At 36.0% G+C, this 19,962-nt stretch carries 14 protein-coding genes; 11 read left to right on the top strand and 3 right to left on the bottom strand.

The window, feature by feature from the left end:
- The first annotated feature begins 90 nt into the window (after positions 1 to 90).
- Genes porU through DKG80_RS16545 form a run of 3 tightly spaced genes read left to right on the top strand, consistent with a single transcriptional unit; the run spans position 91 to position 5,999 of the window.
- The gene (gene porU, locus DKG80_RS16555; protein ID WP_109832485.1) at positions 91 to 3,480 is read left to right on the top strand and encodes a type IX secretion system sortase PorU; all 3,390 of its coding nucleotides are present in this window, start codon (positions 91 to 93) and stop codon (positions 3,478 to 3,480) included.
- Positions 3,481 to 3,513: 33 nt separating this feature from the next.
- Complete coding sequence (gene porV / locus DKG80_RS16550; protein WP_109832484.1) at positions 3,514 to 4,725, top strand: type IX secretion system outer membrane channel protein PorV; 1,212 nt, start codon at positions 3,514 to 3,516, stop codon at positions 4,723 to 4,725.
- Positions 4,726 to 4,730: 5 nt separating this feature from the next.
- Positions 4,731 to 5,999, top strand: a complete 1,269-nt coding sequence (locus DKG80_RS16545; RefSeq protein ID WP_109832483.1) for a M16 family metallopeptidase — start codon at positions 4,731 to 4,733, stop codon at positions 5,997 to 5,999.
- Positions 6,000 to 6,108: 109 nt separating this feature from the next.
- On the opposite strand, the gene DKG80_RS16540 is transcribed toward DKG80_RS16545, so the two are convergent.
- Together DKG80_RS16540 and hemA are read right to left on the bottom strand one after the other, a co-directional pair.
- Positions 6,109 to 8,292: a WG repeat-containing protein gene (locus DKG80_RS16540; protein ID WP_109832482.1), complete on the bottom strand. Its 2,184-nt coding sequence runs from the start codon at positions 8,290 to 8,292 to the stop codon at positions 6,109 to 6,111.
- Between the two features lie 2 nt (positions 8,293 to 8,294).
- The gene (gene hemA, locus DKG80_RS16535; protein WP_109832481.1) at positions 8,295 to 9,566 is read right to left on the bottom strand and encodes a glutamyl-tRNA reductase; all 1,272 of its coding nucleotides are present in this window, start codon (positions 9,564 to 9,566) and stop codon (positions 8,295 to 8,297) included.
- A gap of 207 nt (positions 9,567 to 9,773) precedes the next feature.
- On the opposite strand from hemA, the gene guaB reads away from it, so the two are divergent.
- The 8 genes from guaB to DKG80_RS16495 all read left to right on the top strand — a co-directional run bounded on the left by guaB (position 9,774) and on the right by DKG80_RS16495 (position 19,308).
- The gene (gene guaB / locus DKG80_RS16530) at positions 9,774 to 11,240 is read left to right on the top strand and encodes an IMP dehydrogenase (RefSeq protein WP_109832480.1); all 1,467 of its coding nucleotides are present in this window, start codon (positions 9,774 to 9,776) and stop codon (positions 11,238 to 11,240) included.
- Between the two features lie 221 nt (positions 11,241 to 11,461).
- Positions 11,462 to 13,438, top strand: coding sequence for a GAF domain-containing SpoIIE family protein phosphatase (locus tag DKG80_RS16525; RefSeq protein ID WP_245907028.1), 1,977 nt, complete (start codon positions 11,462 to 11,464; stop codon positions 13,436 to 13,438).
- A gap of 1 nt (position 13,439) precedes the next feature.
- On the top strand, positions 13,440 to 13,781 hold the full coding sequence (locus DKG80_RS16520) for an STAS domain-containing protein (RefSeq protein ID WP_109832478.1): 342 nt from the start codon (positions 13,440 to 13,442) through the stop codon (positions 13,779 to 13,781).
- Positions 13,778 to 14,197, top strand: coding sequence for an ATP-binding protein (locus tag DKG80_RS16515; protein ID WP_109832477.1), 420 nt, complete (start codon positions 13,778 to 13,780; stop codon positions 14,195 to 14,197). The genes DKG80_RS16520 and DKG80_RS16515 overlap by 4 nt, the downstream gene beginning before the upstream one ends.
- Positions 14,194 to 16,143, top strand: a complete 1,950-nt coding sequence (locus DKG80_RS16510; protein WP_109832476.1) for a peptidylprolyl isomerase — start codon at positions 14,194 to 14,196, stop codon at positions 16,141 to 16,143. The genes DKG80_RS16515 and DKG80_RS16510 overlap by 4 nt, the downstream gene beginning before the upstream one ends.
- A complete protein-coding gene (locus DKG80_RS16505; RefSeq protein WP_162555932.1) occupies positions 16,136 to 17,017 on the top strand; it encodes a peptidyl-prolyl cis-trans isomerase in 882 nt (293 codons plus the stop codon). Before DKG80_RS16510 ends, DKG80_RS16505 begins: the two co-directional genes overlap by 8 nt.
- A complete protein-coding gene (locus tag DKG80_RS16500; RefSeq protein WP_109832474.1) occupies positions 16,995 to 18,338 on the top strand; it encodes a peptidylprolyl isomerase in 1,344 nt (447 codons plus the stop codon). The genes DKG80_RS16505 and DKG80_RS16500 overlap by 23 nt, the downstream gene beginning before the upstream one ends.
- A gap of 4 nt (positions 18,339 to 18,342) precedes the next feature.
- Positions 18,343 to 19,308, top strand: a complete 966-nt coding sequence (locus DKG80_RS16495; protein WP_109832473.1) for an AAA family ATPase — start codon at positions 18,343 to 18,345, stop codon at positions 19,306 to 19,308.
- Between the two features lie 114 nt (positions 19,309 to 19,422).
- Here DKG80_RS16495 and DKG80_RS16490 read toward each other — a convergent pair whose 3' ends face one another.
- Positions 19,423 to 19,863: a hypothetical protein gene (locus DKG80_RS16490; RefSeq protein WP_162555931.1), complete on the bottom strand. Its 441-nt coding sequence runs from the start codon at positions 19,861 to 19,863 to the stop codon at positions 19,423 to 19,425.
- Positions 19,864 to 19,962 lie beyond the last annotated feature (99 nt).

The following is a 19,962-nucleotide window of genomic DNA, read 5'->3' as shown; positions in this document are numbered from 1 at the left end:
CCGAATAACAATAGTCTACCAGCGTCAACCACTCCTCTCAAAGGAACAATTGTTTAAAACTTCGTGTATTGATATAGTAATTATTACTTCATGAGATTAATTCTAACATGTTTATTCATTCTAGGCTTTACAGCAGCTCATTCGGCTACTGACAGGTCTGTATTGTCTGAAGGTGAGTGGTACAAAATCGCAGTACTCGAAGATGGAATTCACAAAATAGATCAAAATTTGATCCGACAATTAGGCTGGGACCCTTCAAATATTGACGCCAACAAAATAGCTGTTTTTGGAAATAGTGTAAATGGTATACTTCCACAAAGAAATAGTGAAGCTCGTCCAGATGACTTGATTGAGATTCCAGTTTATACTGAAGGACTATCTGATGGCAACTTCGGATCCGATGATGGGATCTATTTCTATGGGAAAAGCTCTAATGGATTATTTTTTGATCAAGACAGTCAAACCTTAACCTTCGAAAAGAATTTCTATAGCGATACATCATTCTATTTCATCACCATCAAAGAGAATGCACGAAGAATAGAACAATCAGACAATCTAACTGATGGTAGTAATCCTAAGACTTCGTATCTAAAATTAACTCCTTACGAATTAGATGAGGATAACTTACTTGCTGCTAGTGGCAATTCTGGATCAGGTAGAATGTTTGTCGGTCACCTGATGACTCAATCAAGCAAGATTACCAATATTACTTACCCTAGTTTGGACGTAGTCGATGGATCAGAAGTAATTGTTCAATATCAGTTAGTCTCAAGGGACAAACAAGATTCCAATTTTGATATAATTCTAGGCGGCATGAATATTGGGAATGTTGAAATGACTCCAGTGCCAGATATCGAGTATGATAATGTCGCTGATATCCAATCAGGACTTTTTTCAACCAACACCAATAATACTTCGGGATGGTCCTCTGGAATAAAAGCATCTATTGTATTCAATAATAACACTGCGTCTAAAGGGTATCTAGACTACTTGCACATTGTTACCCGAAACAACCTGAATTTATCAAGTGGACAACTTCTAGTACATGTGGAAGAAGCAGGTTCGTTTTACGAAATCAAAAATGTGACTTCAAATACTCAGGTTTGGAATTTAAGTGACTACTCTCAGCCTACAACAGTAAATCTTTCTATATCGGGCAACACAGCAAAGTTCCTAGCCAAGGAAGAACAAACTAGGTTCATCGTATTTAACCCTTCTCAAGCCAAATCTCCAATTTATCATTCCGCCGTCAGCAACCAGAATTTACATGGTCTTCCTAGTGCAGAGGTGATCTACATTACACATGTCAATTTTGAAAATGTTGTTAAACAAATAGCTTCATTTCGAACTGAACAGGATCAAATGAGCACAGCCGTAGTTACTGTTGATAAAATTTACAATGAATATTCTTCAGGTCGTCAAGATGTATCTGCTATTCGAGATTTTATCAAAGATCAACACTCAAAGTATGGAGATTTAAAATTTGTAACACTAGTTGGTGATGCTTCTTTTGATTACAAAAACCGTGAAATCAACTTTACTAATTTCGTACCTAACTACCAATCACGAAATTCTATTCATGAGGTAAATTCATATGGATCGGATGATTATTATGGCTTCTTAGAAGAAGACGAAGGGGAATGGTTAGAAACTACCAATAGTACCGATAATCATACTCTTGATATAGGTATTGGACGAATACCTATTCAAAAGATCGAAGAGGCTGAAGCATACCTTATTAAACTAAGAAGATATGAATCTAGTCTCTACAATTATGGCAAGTGGCGTCAACACTTCACTTTTATAGCCGATGATGGAGATGCTAACATTCACCAATCAGCTGCTAATGATTTGAAAAACTATGTACACCAACAGTCTGATGAATTTAATTGCTCTCTGCTTTTTGTAGATGCCTATAAACAAGAAGATGCACCTAGCGGTCAGAATAGTCCTGATGCTAGTCAAGCTTTACTCGATCATTTTTCTAGAGGTAATCTTATCATGAATTATACTGGACATGGGAATACGGCTCGATTGGCTCATGAATTCTTGTTAACTGATGAAATGATTACTAAACTTAATAACAGGCTTTATACTCCGTTCTTTATTACGGCTACATGTAACTTTGGAGTATTTGACAACCCTAGACTTACATCAGGAGGCGAAAAACTAGTACTTAGTCCAAAAGGTGGTGCAATAGGAATGCTAACTTCTACTCGATCGGTATACTCAAGTAGTAATGAAGAAATCAATAAGGCATTCTATGAGGCTTTTCTTGATCAACCTGAAAACAAATATCATCGCCTAGGCGAGATCATGATGAATACTAAAAACAACAGCTTCCGAGGTGTCAGAAATAGAAATTACTCTTTGCTCGGAGATGCAAGTATGAGGCTTTTAGTACCTCAACAGCATATGGTTTTAACTTCTATCAATGACAATAATCTCGATCAGCCTGATACAATTAAGGCACTTGGAAAGCACGGTGTGACAGGACAAGTCCTGATTAATGGGGAAAAAGATAGTAATTTTAATGGAGTTGCTACCATTACTATTTATGATCAACCAGGTGTTTTTAAAACATATGGTGACGAAAGTAATGCGGATACTTACTTTGTAGAAGATGTATTGCTTTTTAGAGGAGATGTGACAGTCTCTGAAGGTAGTTTCAATGCTGAATTTGTTATTCCAAAAAACATCAATTACTCTTTTGAAAAAGGAAAAGTAAGCATGTATGCTGTTGACTCAGAGTTTAACCGAGATGCTTTTGGCGCTTTCTCAGACGTAATCGTAGGGGGAACTGCAGACAACTACGAAGTTGACAATACGAAGCCAACTATAGATGTATATATCAATGATACTGATTTTGTAAATGGTGGCACTGTACCTGTCAACTCTGTTTTGGTTGCTAAACTTTTTGATGAAAACGGCATCAACATTTCAAATATGGGATTTAACAACGATATTGTTATGTATCTTGATGATAATCAACCCATAGTTATCAACGAATTTTTTACTTCAAGCATTGATACTTATCAAGAAGGCTGGGTATCATATCCTATTCAAAATCTGGAAGAAGGCAAGCATACTCTTACTCTTGAAGCTTTTGACAACTACAATAATCGCTCTGAAAAAACCGTTACATTCTACGTTACTACTAAAAACCAAGTCAAGTTAGATTTAGTGAGAGTATATCCAAATCCTATACTACTCGATAATACCTATTTTAAATTTCAACACGATAGAGTTGGTGAGGAGTTGAATATTCAGATTTGTATCACTAATTTTCAAGGACAGGAAATTTTAAAAAAGGAGTATCGTTACCTCGATAGTCCTCCGGTCATTGATAATTTGATGTGGGATGGAAGAGATGCTTGGGGCAACAGATTAAATCAAGGAACATATATATATAAGATTCAAGTACAGAGTACTTTTGACAATGCTAAAGCTCATGCTTATCAAAGGCTGGTCGTTCAGTAAAGTCAAGCTCCGTATTATCGCAACAACAAAAAGATGAAAAACTACAGGATTAAATTCAGCATACTTGGACTCATTGCCATGTTGGCAACGTTGTCTACTAACGCTCAAACCATCGGTGGAGGTACTACAGACCCAGACTATAGAGTTATTTTGACTGCGGTTCCATTCTTATCTATCGCACCAGATTCACGAGCGAGTGGTATGGGGGATGTTGGAGCAGCCACCAGCCCAGATATCAATAGTGCACATTGGAATAATGGTAAATTGGCATTTATTGATGGTAGTTTTGGAGGATCACTTTCATACTCTCCGTGGCTAAAGAACATTGTTCCAGATATGGGACTGACTTACCTATCTGGCTTCTATAAAATTGACAAGGTCCAAACTGTAGGAATATCTATGAGATATTTTGACTTAGGTAAGATTTACCTTACTGATATTGAAGGTGTTCAATTAGGAGAAGATAATCCACGTGAATTTGCTTTTGATGGCACGTACTCAAGGAAATTAAGTAATAACTGGGGTATAGGTGTTTCTATGAGATATGTGGCATCTAACTTAGTAGGGCCGTCAGGTGGTCAAGATAAAGTTGCTTCCAGTGTAGCAGTAGATTTAGGAACTTACTATACCAAACCTGTGACTCTAGGTAGGACAAACGCTGAATATGCATTTGGTGCACATATTTCTAATATTGGTCAAAAAATGTCATATACTGGAAATGCTGAACAAGAAGATTTTATCCCTGTCAATCTAAGAATCGGTACTTCGTTAAAACTAGAGCTTGATCCGTATAACTCTCTCACCTTAGCTGTTGATCTTAACAAGCTATTGGTACCAACACCACCTGTTTATGCTGAAGATGAAGATGGCAATCCAGTATTTGATAATAATAATGAACGTGTAATAGAAAAAGGTGAAGACCCAGATAGAAATTTGATTGCTGGAATGTTCGGTTCATTCTCTGATGCACCTGATGGCTTTTCTGAGGAAGTAAAAGAATTTACGGTCTCTTCTGGTGCTGAATATTGGTACAGAAATATTTTCTCAGCAAGAGCTGGATATTTTTACGAAAACAAAGAAAAAGGAGGTCGTCAGTATGCTTCTTTAGGTTTAGGTATTAGATATCAGACCTTTGGTCTAGATATGTCTTATTTGATACCTGGCGATCAAAATAATCCACTTGCTGAGACTATCAGATTTACATTGATCTGGATGGTAACTAAAGAAGAAGATCAGCAAAACTAATATCTATGACATTAGACAGAACTGTAGCTCCTCCTTCGGGGGAGCTTTTTTATTCTCCTTTTGCAGAAGCGCAAAAAGTTGAAGGAAGTAGAATCCCAACCTATTACATCAATGCTGGTGAGCAATCTATAGTCAAGTTACAACTCAAACTAAAATCTGGAATTTGGTATGAGTCTTTTCTTGCTGAATCATGGTTTGTAGCCAAAATGCTCATGGAGGGCACAAAATCCAAAACTGCCCATGAACTATCAGAGGCGTTTCAGGCACTAGGTGCATTCATAGAAATAGATCCGGGATTTGATGACGTTTCTTTCAATATTTATAGTTTGACAAGAAACTATAGTCAAGTACTTGATTTATTCAACGAAATACTGACTGAACCAACCTTCCCAGAAAAAGAGCTTGAGACTCTCAAACAAATTCGTTTGAACGAACATCGAGTCAACAACTCCAAAACGAGTATGGTTGCTTCGAAAAAAATTCGCGAATCACTTTATGGTTTAGACCATCCGTATGGCAAAGCTATTCAAGAGGAAAATATTCAGTCCATTCAAAGAAATCAGCTAACAACCTACTTCAATGAAAAATTCTTCAACTGCCCTGAGCTATTTCTATCTGGCAAAATAGATGACGAGCTTCTTAAACTGACCCAAGACAAGTTGACTTTCCCTTTTCTACTAAATGAAGAGAAAGCCAATCCTGCCATTTCCGGTATGGAAAAACAAATCGAAATAAATCGCCCAGATAATCTACAATCATCAATCAAATTAGCTTGGCATATACCCAGTAAACTTGACCAAGGTTATTTTGACTTAGCCATATCCAATACACTTTTAGGTGGCTATTTTGGATCGAGACTAATGAAAAATATACGAGAAGAAAAAGGTTATACATACGGTATTCATTCCTACCCTGTTCATTTGAATCATGCTTCATTTCTTCTTATCAGCACGGATGTAAAAGGAGAATATGCAGAAGACACAATTAACGAAACATTTAAAGAGATTGAGAAAATTATAAATCAACCTACTACAGAAGAAGAAATAGAAATGGTTGTTAATTATTTATCAGGTACATTCTATTCTTCAGTAACTACTCCATTTAAGCTCATGGGTAAATTCATGCAGATTCATAACATAGGAGCTGGTTATGAACACTATGAAAGGTATTTTGAATCATTAAAGTCCTTTGATGTAGACAAACTTCAAAGCTCAATTAAGCAATACTTAAATGTAGATCAAGTGAGAAGGGTTGTTGTGGGTCCTATGTCTTAAATTTAGAATCAGTTAAATTTAAGACTATAAAAACAAGAGGCAAATTGCCCTTTAAAAATGTAAGAGGACAGAATAGATTACTGAACAATCAGCATTTTAATACTTAGTTTTATTTACCTGCTAGTTGGCACAAATAAAAACCATCAGAATATTCAGTAATCTGATTGTATTTTAAATGGAGTTCAAAATTGCCCTCTGTATTAATCAAAGCATACTTCCCTCGACGCTTAGCGATGAATGAATGATTCATTGTTTGAATTACACTATCAAATGAAATCGGCATTACTTGCTCTCCAGTAGCTAAAAACACACCAAATTTTTCACCATCTCTGACAATAAGAGCGCCATCCATACATCTAACTATTTCATCATGCACCGGCTCTATTATCATCTTACCTTGGTCGGTTAAAACACCTTGTTTTCCATCTCTTTGAATAATAATTGTACCTTTTTCACATGGCATTATTTTATCAATATTCGGCTGTACAATAATTCTCTCTTGAGTGTCAATCATTCCCCAACTTCCATTCATACTCACGATCGCCATACCATTATTAAAAGAGAATACATTATCATATCGGTTAGCAATCAATAATTGTTCTTGTAGATTGACAAATCCCCAGCTATTATTAATCTTAACAGATATCTTTCCTTCATTGACATCACGAATCTGTTGATAACGTGTACTAGGTTGGATCAAAATAACTCCATCCAACCGAGCTAACCCTACCTTATCTTCTTGTGTGATTTCTAAAAATCTTCCGCCTAAGTATCTTATCGTATCATATATAGGGAGTAAAGCCTCGTTACCTCCCAAAGTCACATAACCGTATTGTCCAGATTCTGTTACCTCTAAGTACCCATTAAAAGCTGGTACTAACTCATTGTATGTTTGATATACTCGAAAACCTTCAGGGCTGAAAATGTCGGTACGTTGGTTGGATTTAGCCAGAATATAACCTCCACTTTGGAATGACATCTTATCAGCGTTTCTATCAATTATAATGTCTCCTTTTCGATTGATCATCATTGCAAAACCAAGGTAGTTTACTATTGCTACCTTTTCTTTGAAAGGTTCTGCATCATCAAACTTGGCACTGATTTTAAGGTTCCCATCTTGATTCATATACCCCCAGTACTTTCCTTTTTTAACAGGTACAAGCGGATCATTTGATACTTTAACATCAGCTAATGCCCATTTAGAAATCAATTTCCCGAGGTGGTCGTAAATACTCCATTTACCGCTTTGTTGAGTATAAATATAATATTCGTCAAGCATCACATTTTCCAAGTCTCCACCTACAAGGATATTTCCTTTTCCATCAAGTACATTAATAGTTGACTCAGTCTCAACCACTATCAAATCTTCATTTTTCTCATAACGCTTTACAGAAGAAAACTCATTGACCACCGTATCCAAATTCTCAAAACGCAAAACCGCATTTCTAAAAACCGCAACCATTGATTCTGAAGCTGGCAATACGGAATCCGCTTCAAACTCGACAATTGTATTTTTCCAACCCTTTAATAGATACTTTTGAAAACTCACGCGGTCTTCCCCTATAGACTTGAATCTAGGGGGTACTGTGATCTTGCCCTTGACATCGATTATTCCATATGAACCTCCTTCTTGGATCACAGCTTTCCCACTTTCTAATGGTTCTATTGAATTCAATAATGGTTCTATCAGTACTCTGCCATCAGTATCAATTAATCCCTTTTTACCAGAAGCTATCGTGTAGGTATAAACATTATTATTGAAATTCTCTACTAAACTATATTTCGAAGGAAGTACTTCTTTACCATAGCTGTTAATCAATCCAAAGTAGGAACCCTGACCAGTCCTATTCGATACGATCAGCAGCTCACCAGATTTTTGTATAGAATGATATTTGAAGTCAACTTGTACATCTCCCTTGAAGTTCAGTACTCCGTATAATAACTCATTCGAAAACCTCCCTATTACCGACGCAAAAATCAACCCTTTGTGAACTCCCTCTAATGTATAATATCGAGAATCAGAGATATGCTTTCCCTTGATTGTCATAAGCCCCCAACCATTTCCATCATTATAGCCAATGACATCACCAACTGGAAGCTGCAGTCCATTACTCCACCCTATTTTTTCATATTGGGGAGTTATTAAGGTATTACCCTCAGCATCTCTAATACCAAACTTTCCATTTTTAAGAAAAATCTCTACAACGTCAGTGGCCAGAGAAAAGTGAAGGGTAGAAAAAGTAAATACTAGAATTAAAAAAAAACCTCTGATAGGCAAAGGAACTGAACTCACTACTATTTCTTTACTTCCTCAGACTTTGTTTTCTCGAGATTGAAAAGATCATTTAATACTTCTACTAAAGACTCTTCTTCACCTCTTTTACATGCCGCTTTTAACTGAAGCACTGGTAACTTGATGATTTTTTGCATCATACTCTTGGTCACAGTATCCACTAGGTCAGATTCTTTTGGAGTCAATTTTTTTACGTATCTAGAAATTTCTGCTTGGCGAATTTCTTCTAAAGCATTTTTAAGCTTATTAATAACAGGAGATACTCCCATTTCTTGAGCCCAAGTCCCAAACTCTTTAATAGCATCGGCTATAATCGAATTCACATCTGGTATTGCTGCTAATCTTCTTTCTAATACAGCATTAGCCTTAGCTGTAATATTATCTATATTGTATAGTAACAATCCGTTGATGTTCTCAATATCCTCCTCAATACTTCTAGGTACTGATAAATCGAAAAGATATTTATGACTGTGTAAGTCAGTAAACCACTTTTTAACTATTAAGGGCTCAGAAATATTTACAGAAGAAATGATTACATCAGCCTCTATAGCAGCTAAAGCTACATCCTCAAATTTCACTACTTCATATCCTAGTTCTTGAGCTAGAGCCTCTGACCTTTCGATACTTCTGTTACAAAGCATCACATGCTTTGTTGACAAGTTATCAAGATTACGAGCTACATCTTCACCAATCTCTCCAAGACCTACAACTAAAATTCTAGGTGTTTCTAAAGCCTGTGTGAGCTCTTGAACTAGATCAACAGTAGCATAGGATACTGACGCAGCCCCGTCTCTAAATGCAGTTTCTTGTACAACTCTTTTATTGGTATAAAAAATGGAATGGAGTAATCTATGAACAAATGGACCAGCCATTTCTTGATCGGCAGACCACTGATAAGCTTTCTTTACTTGATTGATGATCTGAAGATCTCCAACGACTTGTGCTTCTAAACCAATAGATACAGCATATAAGTGATTGATAGCAACCTCATTGGTATCTAAATCAATAAAATATTGCAAATACTCAGCACTGTCACCTAGCCCTTTCACTAGAGACAGAAGCTTTACTAACAATTCTTTCTTAGAAGTATTGCTAGCGTAGTAAATTTCAGTTCTATTACAAGTAGAAAGGACTAACGCCTCACTTATTTCACTGCATTCAGCGATCATATCAAGAAGCTTTTTGGTAGAAGCTTCATCCAAAGACACCTTTTCTCTAATTTCTATTGGTGCATTTTTGTAAGAAAGACTAATTGCTTTGAACTGATTATGCATAATGATTTATGTTGACTGCAAAATTATTACAAATAGAAAAATAGTGTTGTCGTTTACAAGTCAACGATGTAATTTAGATCGTTTTTAAATAATTAAACTAATTGTCGTAAATAGTCTCAAATCTTAAAAAAGATATCATGAAAAGAGTGGCTTTTAATTTCTAAAAAATCCTAGCTTTGCACGGCAAATAAAAACAGTTATTTGCCCATGCATTTCGATAATTCCAAGCTTGTTTTCGAAGCCCTCACTTACGACGATGTTCTATTACTTCCGGGTTATTCTGAGGTTTTGCCGAGAGATACTGATACAAGTACATATCTCACTAAAAACATTAAATTAAACATTCCATTAGTATCCGCAGCGATGGATACTGTAACAGAGTCAGCTCTAGCTATTTCGATGGCTCTTGAGGGTGGAATTGGTATCATTCACAAAAATATGACGATTGATCAGCAAGCTGCTCAAGTTCGTAAAGTAAAAAGGTCGCAAAGTGGAATGATCCTAGATCCAGTCACACTTCCTGAAACAGCCACTGTGCGAGATGCTCTAGCTTCAATGAGAGAATACAAGATTGGCGGTATCCCAGTTGTAAACTCAGAGAAAAAACTAATAGGGATTATAACTAATAGAGATCTTAGATTTCAAAAGAATAAAGATCAGTTAATCAAAGAAATCATGACCTCTGATAATCTAGTCACAGCAACAGACAAGATTGGATTGAATGAGGCAGAGAGTATCTTACAAGACCACAGAATAGAAAAGCTTCCTATTGTAGATTCTGAAGGAAAATTGACTGGATTAATCACTTACAAAGATATTCTTAAAAATAAAGATAAACCTAACGCGTGTAAGGATGAATTCGGCCGTCTTAGAGTAGGTGCAGCTGTAGGAGTGACTCCAGATATCGAGGAAAGGGTACAAAAGCTTATTGAAGCGGGTGTAGATGTAATCTCAATAGATACTGCCCACGGTCATTCAAAAGGTGTTATCGATACTTGTAAGAGAATCAAACAAAAATTTGATATTGATGTAATAGTTGGAAACATAGCAACTGCCGAAGCCGCTGTGGCATTAGCGGATGCAGGAGCAGATGCCATAAAAGTAGGTGTAGGACCTGGATCTATTTGTACGACTAGAATTATAGCTGGTGTAGGTATGCCACAACTATCGGCTGTGTACGAGGCAGCTAAAGCCGTTGAAGGAAGAGGAATTCCTATTATCGCTGACGGAGGTATCAGATTTTCTGGCGATTTTGTAAAGGCAATAGCTGCAGGGGGCAACTGCATCATGATTGGTAGCTTACTTGGAGGTACAGAAGAAGCTCCCGGAGAAGTAATAATTTATGAGGGTCGAAAATTCAAGACTTACCGAGGTATGGGGTCATTGGAAGCAATGGAAGACGGGTCAAAGGACAGGTATTTCCAAGATGCTGAAGATGATGTAAAGAAACTAGTACCTGAAGGAATTGTAGGACGTGTCCCTTACAAAGGCATGGTGGCTGAAGTTCTTTACCAAATGACTGGTGGTCTTAAAGCTGGAATGGGATATTGTGGAGCAGGATCAATTGAAGACTTGAAGAAAGCCAAATTTGTAAAAATTACCGGGTCAGGAATGAAGGAATCTCACCCTCATGATGTACATATAACCCGAGAAGCACCAAATTATTCAAGATAATTCAAACTGAATTTCTTTAAAAAATCTAAACGGATCGTACTGAGTATGATCCGTTTTTTGTTTGTAATCTCCAATAATTACTAAATTGCTGCGTTCAAGGCATCATTGCTTGATTACAAACTGAATATTCACTAATATAGATGCTCTCTCAAAAAGGGATAATCCGCCTTAGCGTCATTTTTGCAACGATCTTTTGGTCACTTTTGACCATAGTAGATTTAATGGCAGCTTTTAGTGAAAAAAATGAGATCGCCTTTGGTCTTCCAAACATCATATCTAATCTTTTACTAGCTTTCTTTATTTGTGCCATTCTGATTTACTACAGATACAGCATTAGTAAGGCTGAAAGTGTCAATTTCGTAGATCTTCTCTGGAAAGTATTTGTTTTTGGATTAGTAACCACGATAGTGACCCTAGTAATTGAGTTTTTCTTCAATATTCTAGATGGACATAGACTAACTGAGAATAGCATTATTATCAACTTCTTCTACCATATTAACATGGGGTTGATAATTGGGTTCGTGTCTTCTACCTACGTAGTCTGGAAACGATTAATCCTTTACCAAAAAACCAAATCTCTTCTAGCTACTTGGCAGATATACGAATACTTACTGCTTGCTACCTTAATATATGATTTATTCTTTCATCATTACAATGAGCCATCTTTTATCGCGATATATGCTGTTTTAGGAATTATTGGTCTGGTATTGTCTTTTAACCTGAAGTGGATTGCTTACTTGAATTTTAAACAGAAGTGGAGAAGTTTACTTTTCATTCTTCTGGTAGTAGTTTACATCTGGTACTTTGTACGCACATTGATGTTCTACTCTGATAAGTCGATATTGATTCGCGACTTACTCGACAATGTTTTCATACTCTCTATGATTACTTTCATTGTCATATATGCGGCAATTTCTTTCTTAGTTATACTGTTCAATTTACCAACAACATCAGTATTTGAAAGAAAATTAGATGAAGCAGTGAGTTTTCAAAGATTAAGCCAATCCATTCCAGCTGGTGAAAGTGAAGAGAAAGTCTATGAAATACTCATGGAAAGTGCTACGAGCGCCGTATTCAGTGAAGCAGCTTGGATAGAAATTAGAGATGAATCTAAAAACATCAACGTTACTTTAACAGACAGAATAGAAAAAACAGCAATTCCAAAAATCAAATCCGCTGTTGAAAGCAGTAGATTCAAAAAAATACTCAACTCAGAGTTTGATCAAAACAATGATCAGATTAAACTAACTGCCAACATAAAACATCCTGATTATAAATCAGTACTTCAGTTTCCTGTCAATGTTAAGGGTGAAAAAATTGGAAAACTAGTTTTACTTAAAGAGGTAAATGATGGCTTCAACAAAGAAATGATTGACATCATTGATACCTTTGTGAATCAAGCCAATGTCTCAATTGAAAACTTCCGATTACTACAAGAAGCCCTAACAAATGAACGATATCAAGAAGAATTAAAAATAGCAAACAGAGTTCAGCGACAACTACTACCTGATAAGCTTGTGCAACATGAGGCATTTGACATACATGCTTTTACTCAGGCTGCTGATGAAGTAGGGGGTGATTATTATGATATTTTCGAATTGGACGATCACCGCACAGCTTTGATTATCGGAGACGTCTCTGGTAAAGGAACTTCAGCTGCATTTCATATGGCACAAATGAAAGGTATCTTTCATAGCTTAGTTCATCTAGACCTTAATCCTGAAGATTTCATGGTCTATGCCAATGACGCTTTGAGTAGGTGTCTGGAGCAAACATCATTTATTACAGTGTCTTATTTCGTAATCGATAGTCAAACGAATAAAGCCACATTTGCTCGTGCAGGACATTGTCCATCATTATTCTATAGTGCAAAAGACAGTCAGGCTTCATATTTCAAGAATAAAGGTCTTGGACTTGGGATTTTAAGAAACTCTAAGTTTCACAACTACGTACAAGTCAACGAGTTTGAATTTGCGGTAAATGATGTATTGGTACTATATACAGACGGGATCACCGAGGCGACAAATAAAAACAAAGAGCAATATGGCTCTGAAAGACTACTCAAAACATTAACCCAAAACGCTGAATTGGCTCCTGAGGCAATTCAACAGAGTTTAATTAATGACCTCTATTCGTTTTGTGAGGAAGATAAACTATCCGACGACTATACATTATTAATTCTAAAGTTTAGAAAATAAAATGGTAACGATTGATACACATTCGATAGCTGATGAAGGAGTATATGAACTCTCTGTCCATGGAGAGATAGATGCTTCATCATCCATTTATTTAGAAACTGCTTTGAAAGAAGCAATGCAACAGAGTAAAAAAATTCTGATAGATATGTCAGAATTAGAATATATCTCTTCAGCAGGCTTAGGTGTATTCATGTCTATATTACAAGATCTTGAAAATGAAGAAATCCAAATGGTACTTTTTAATATGTCTGAAAAGGTCATAGATGTTTTTGAAATCTTGGGATTAAATCTATTGATGAATATTCAACCATCGAAGGAGGAAGCGCTGGCAGAATTAAAATGACACATCAGTTCAAAACATCGTGTAAAAGAGAGAAACTCAAAGACATTCGTCATTTTTTGACTGAAGTGCTTAATGATATAGGTCTCTCTGAAAAGGAATCAAACAAAGTAGTTCTAGCTGTAGACGAGGTCTGTGCAAATTTGATGATCCACTCTAATAAAGATAATCCTAATGAAAACTTAGAAGTTTACGTACAGGATGAAGGTGATAAGATTAAATTTGAAATTGTAGACCATGGAGAAGCCTTCGACTATACACACTATAAAGAGCCAGCTATCGATGATATCGTTATGAGCAAACGTCGAGGAGGACTTGGTATAATGCTTGTTAAAAAAATAATGGATCAGGTAGAATTCAAGTGTGAGAAGTCTCGAAATGTATGTTGTATGACCAAGAACATTGACAAGAAAAAATGAATCGTACCCTCCTTTTATTATTACTAACCACCCTTTTCACTCACTCCTTCGCAAAACCAGCTATTAAGGACAAATCCAAAGTCACTCTATTCAACATTGGTAACGATAAACATGACTTAGCTGAATTTGAATACTATTTTCTAAAAAACTCAGAAAGACCAAGTTCTGATTCAGCCTCTCAAAAGGTTAATGATTACTTAAAACTATATATTGATTTCAGACTTAAAGTCAAAGAGGCGCGAAGCCTTAAAATGGATCAAGAAGAGGGATTTATTAAAGAATTGAACGGATACAAAGAACAACTCATTGAGCCGTATCTACTGACCTCAAAAATCAACAACGAACAGGTTAAAGAAACTTATGAAAGAATGCTGTGGGAAGTTTCAGGATCTCATATTTTACTCAAGAATAAACCTAACGCAACACCAGAGGATACTCTTGAAATTTACGATAGACTTCTAGATATTAAGAAAAGAATTGAAGCTGGTGAAGATTTTGGCAAATTGGCAAAACAGTATTCTGATGACAAGAGTGCATTAAAAAATAACGGGTATTTAGGTTATTTCTCAGCGTTGCAAATGGTTTACCCATTTGAAAATGCGGCTTACTCTAACCAAGTTGGATCAATAGTAGGTCCTTTTACTACCAGATTTGGATATCATATTTTACGAGTGGAGGATAAGCGACCAGCTAGAGGTCAAGCGCTTACTGCACATATAATGATTAGATATCAAGGTGATGAAACTGCTCAATTAAAAGCTAAAGAAAAAGCAGAATCCATTTACCAAAATCTAATGTCCGGAAAAGATTGGGATGAACAATGTGCACTTTATTCTGACGACCAGAATACTGCTAAAGTTGGAGGTAAGCTCAGATGGTTTGGTACAGGAAACCTAGTGCCCGAGTTCGAAGATGCAGCCTTTTCTCTTAAAAAAGGAGAAATCTCTAAACCCGTTAAAACTCAATTTGGATGGCATATTATTAAACTTTTAGATAAAAAGTCTATTTCATCATTAGAAGAACAGAAATCCACAATAGAAAAGCGAATCTCAAGAGATGGACGTTCTAAAATTAAGAAAGAAACTGCAATCAAAAGACTGAAAAAAGAGCATGAATACATACTTGACACTATCCTAAAGAATCAAGCTTTCTCAGCTGTGGACTCTACTTTACTAACTGGACAATGGGAAATTTCTAAAAATGATTTATCTGAAAAATCTCTAATAACAATAGGGAAGAAAAAATTCCCAATCTCTGATTTTTGGGCTTTTGTGGTCGCAAAACAAAAGCCAAGAAAGACTACCACTCGAGAAGAATACCTTCAACAGCTTTTTGATCAGTATGAAGAAAAAGTAATATTTGACTTTGAAAAAGAAGATATCACTGTCAATAACCAAGAATATAAAATGATCCTTGATGAATATCGCAGCGGTATTTTACTCTTTAACCTCATGGAGAAAAAAGTGTGGAATAAAGCAATTGAGGATACTACTGGGTTAAAGAAATTCTATGAATCCAATAAAGAAAAATACATTCTTGGAGAACATGCTCTGGTCAGGAAATTTGTATTAACAGATACTTCTATAATTGAATCAATCATTGATAACCTACATATGACTAATCAGCAGCTAGATTCAATATACAACAAAGAAAAATCACTATCACTACAAGTTTCTAATGAAAAAGTCATGAAAGGTGATAACACTTTTATAGATAAAAATTGGAAAGAAGGAATACATATTGAAAAACACACAGAGTATACTACGCTTTGGTCTATTTCAGAAATTAAGAAAAAAGGATACAAAGAACTTAAGGAGACCAGAGGATTGGTAATTTCTGATTATCAATCTGAACTAGAACAATTGTGGCTAGATGAATTAAGGAAGAAGTACCCCATAAAAGTCTCAAAATCTGCATTAAAAAAATACACGTCTGAGTTTGAATAAATTATTTATTACACTGCCTGCTTTAGTCTTACTGACCGCGTCCTGCGAGCAATTGAGAAATTTGTATAAGCCATCCAGTGATACGAAGAAAATTGAACGAGTAAAAGTTGCAAGAGTAGGCAATACCTATTTATATGAAGATGATATAGTAGGTATAGTTCCAGTTGGATCTTCATCCAAAGACAGTTCACTAATCATGAAGAAATTCATGGAACAATGGATCAAAAAGCAACTTACGATTAACCGAGCAACTCAAGAGCTTGAGTTTGACGAGGCAAACATTGAGCGAAAAGTTTTAGATTATAGATATGCTCTCATGGTGCATGAGTATGAGAAATATTATGTCAATCAACACCTCAATAAAAATATTAGCGATGAGGAAATAACGAAGTACTACAATGAAAAATTTGAAAATTTTGTACTCAGACAAAACATTGTTAAGTGCTTATTTACAGTTGTTCCAAAGGAAGCACCTCAAATAGATAACTTCAGAAAGCTTATCAAATCATATCCTAACGGAGAGTTGGAAGAAATACAGTCGTATTGCTATAGATTTGCAACTAAATCATCTCTAGAGTCAAACTTGTGGATTGAATTTGATGAAGTGATCAACAATACTCCTATTACTGAAATAGAAGATAAGGTCCAATACCTCAAAAGCAATAGCTATATAGAAACTAAAGATGATGAGAATTTTTATTTCATCAGATTATTGGATTATAAAATTTCTAATCAAATTTCTCCACTCGAATACATCCGAGACGATATTGAGAGCATTCTGATAAATAAGAAAAAGGTAGAACTAAGAAAACAGCTCGAGCAGGACATCCTGGCAAGTGCTAAGCAGAATAATGATTTTGAAGTCTTTAAATAAGGTAATATTAGGGGTATTCTTCACTTTGACAAGCTCATTGGCATTTGCTCAAAGTGATGGAATGGTATTGGAAAAGGTAGTAGCCAAGGTAGATGACTACATCATTCTTAAGTCTGAATTAGAAAGAGGTTATTTAGAAATGCTCTCCAGAGGTGAAATAGTTCGTGGAGATGCAAAGTGTAAAATGCTCGAAAACCTTGTTATCAGTAAACTTATGGTGGCAAAAGCAGAGATAGATTCAGTCGTCGTACCAGCAGAACAGGTGGAAGCTAACCTTGATCAAAGAATGTCTTACTTCATTCAACAGATTGGTTCTGAAGAAAAGCTTGAGGAGATTTATGGAAAAACAGTCGCTGAATTCAGAGAAGAACTGTTTGACCAAATTCACGAACAAATGGTAGTTCAAAGGATGCAAGGTGAAATTGGGCAGTCAGTGGAGACTTCTCCAGCTGAAGTACAACAATTCTTCTACGCTATACCAAAAGATAGCTTACCCTATTTCTCAACCGAGGTAACCATAGGTCAAATAGTAGTAGAGCCTAGTGTAAGTGATTCTAGAAAACAAGAAATCAGAGAGCAATTATATGGGTTCAAAAAAGACATTGAAGCAGGTATAGATTTCGGTGTACTAGCCCAAAAATATTCAATGGATCCTGGATCCAGACCTAAAGGTGGTGACTTAGGTTTTCAGAAAAGAGGCCAACTAGTACCTGAATTTGAAGCAGCTGCATTAGCCCTTGAACCAGGTGAAATTTCAGACCCGATCGAATCAGATTTTGGTTTTCATCTTATACAATTAATAGAACGAAGAGGTAATACTTTTCATGCACGACACATTTTATTGATTCCATCTCCTACTCTACAGGACGTTCAGGACAGTAAAGATTACCTTGATAGTCTAAGAACTAAAATTGTAAATGATAGCTTAAACTTTGAATACGCTGCAAAAGAATATTCAGATGATCAGCAAACCAGTGGAAACGGTGGTTTTTTCAGCGATGCTAGCGGATCCAATAAAGTTTCTGTTGAAACCCTTGACCCTACATTATTTTTTACAATTGACACTATGACAGTAGGAAATATCACTAAACCTATCGATTTTAGATTAGGAGATGGTAGTCCTGCTGCTAGAATAATATATTTCAAAGAGAAAATACCTCCACATCAAGCTAACCTTCAGCAAGACTATCAAAAATTAAAAACGGCAACTTTGGCTAATAAGCGAAACAATATTATGTCTGATTGGTTTCAAGAGGCTAGAGGTGATGTCTACATCGAGATAGACGATAACTATAAGTATTGTAAAATAATGGAAGAATAATTCTATGAGTGAATTTTCAAATGATGTAGTAGCGGCCGATAGCTTACATAAAGCTTATACGGACCTTACAAAAGAGATTTCAAAAGTCATCGTAGGACAAGAAGATGTTGTCCGGCTACTTTTAAATTCTATTTTCTGTGAAGGTCATGCACTTTTAGTAGGTGTGCCTGGTCTAGCTAAAACACTTCTAATCCGTACGTTATCAGCAGCTCTTGATCTAGACTTCAACCGTATTCAGTTTACACCTGATTTGATGCCTTCTGATATAGTAGGAGCTGAAACACTTGATAAAGAACGAAACTTCAAATTCATCAAAGGACCAATATTCTCGAATATTATCCTTGCTGATGAGATCAATCGTACACCGCCTAAAACACAAGCTGCACTGCTTGAATCTATGCAGGAATATTCTGTAACTGTTGCTGGTAAACATTGGAAATTGGATAAACCATTCTTTGTATTAGCGACACAAAATCCTATCGAACAAGAGGGTACTTATCCGCTACCAGAAGCTCAGTTAGATAGATTCATGTTTATGATTCAGTTGGACTACCCTTCATATGAAACTGAAGTAAATATTGTCAAAAACGAAGTAGGTGCATCTGTAAGCGATGTTAAACCTGTATTGGATGGAAAACAGATACAAGCTTACCAACAATTGATTAGCAAAGTACCGGTAGCTGACAATGTAGTCGAATATGCTGTAGAGCTCGTACACAAAACTCGTCCATCTTCAGAAAGGGCTACTAACATCACCAAACAATATTTGGAGTGGGGAGCTGGACCTAGAGCTTCTCAATTTCTTATAAAAGGAGCTAAATGTAACGCACTATTCAACGGAAAGTACTCTCCTGATATAGAAGACGTTAAAGCCATTGCTGAACCAGTTTTAAGACATAGAATTGTTAGAAATTTCAAAGCAGAAGCGGAAGGAATGTCTATTGAAAAAATAGTCGAAGGTATACTATAACACCACTAGGAAATAGCACCCCTCTACCTAACTAGAAAATAAAGGCAATGAACTATATCTCTTCAATTAACAGTGGCTTATCTCAACATCTAACATTATATGAATTAGATTAGACTAACGATCTGCTATTTCAAACATCTCACTTATATAAGAAGCCTGATTATCAAAATAGGCCGTAATATTTGATACCTCTATCACCTCTTGCATGATTAGTCCTTCACCATGGTCTAATTCTAAGAAAAAGTGACCGCACTCATGCATTATTATATACTCCAAAGTTCTTGGATAGGACTTATACCTAGAATTAACAATAATTGTCCCTTTTGATCTATTGGCTACCGCAGCACGAATTCCATCTATATCCCCGAATTTGATCGTATAAGAACGATCGATTCTTTGTTCAGCTCCATGTTTTCTAGCTGCGCTAAAGAATTTCTTAACGTAATCCTCCAACTCCATATCAATTTCCTGAATTGTCTCAACCTCTTCTTCATTACAAGAGTTTAAAAACACTACAGACATTAAGGTCAGGAAAACAGTTAAAAAAAACTTCATTCCACTCTGATTTAGATGACATTACATTGTCTTATCATCATCTAAAAGCTGAGTTAGCCATCCCATTGTTAAAGCCGTCAATAAAAGCAACGAACCTTT

The sequence above is a fragment of the Reichenbachiella versicolor genome (genome assembly GCF_003171675.1).
Taxonomy (GTDB): Bacteria; Bacteroidota; Bacteroidia; order Cytophagales; family Cyclobacteriaceae; genus Reichenbachiella; species Reichenbachiella versicolor.
Note: the sequence above shows the minus strand (reverse complement) of the source record. Positions and strands in the feature narration are given on the sequence as shown.

Excerpts from the sequence above, each read along its gene's own strand:
- porU (WP_109832485.1), top strand. The coding sequence starts at position 91 with ATGAGATTAATTCTAACATGTTTATTCATTCTAGGCTTTACAGCAGCT.
- porV (WP_109832484.1), top strand. The coding sequence starts at position 3,514 with ATGAAAAACTACAGGATTAAATTCAGCATACTTGGACTCATTGCCATG.
- DKG80_RS16545 (WP_109832483.1), top strand. The coding sequence starts at position 4,731 with ATGACATTAGACAGAACTGTAGCTCCTCCTTCGGGGGAGCTTTTTTAT.
- hemA (WP_109832481.1), bottom strand. The coding sequence starts at position 9,566 with ATGCATAATCAGTTCAAAGCAATTAGTCTTTCTTACAAAAATGCACCA.
- guaB (WP_109832480.1), top strand. The coding sequence starts at position 9,774 with ATGCATTTCGATAATTCCAAGCTTGTTTTCGAAGCCCTCACTTACGAC.
- DKG80_RS16525 (WP_245907028.1), top strand. The coding sequence starts at position 11,462 with ATGGCAGCTTTTAGTGAAAAAAATGAGATCGCCTTTGGTCTTCCAAAC.
- DKG80_RS16520 (WP_109832478.1), top strand. The coding sequence starts at position 13,440 with ATGGTAACGATTGATACACATTCGATAGCTGATGAAGGAGTATATGAA.
- DKG80_RS16515 (WP_109832477.1), top strand. The coding sequence starts at position 13,778 with ATGACACATCAGTTCAAAACATCGTGTAAAAGAGAGAAACTCAAAGAC.
- DKG80_RS16510 (WP_109832476.1), top strand. The coding sequence starts at position 14,194 with ATGAATCGTACCCTCCTTTTATTATTACTAACCACCCTTTTCACTCAC.
- DKG80_RS16500 (WP_109832474.1), top strand. The coding sequence starts at position 16,995 with ATGATTTTGAAGTCTTTAAATAAGGTAATATTAGGGGTATTCTTCACT.
- DKG80_RS16495 (WP_109832473.1), top strand. The coding sequence starts at position 18,343 with ATGAGTGAATTTTCAAATGATGTAGTAGCGGCCGATAGCTTACATAAA.
- DKG80_RS16490 (WP_162555931.1), bottom strand. The coding sequence starts at position 19,863 with ATGAAGTTTTTTTTAACTGTTTTCCTGACCTTAATGTCTGTAGTGTTT.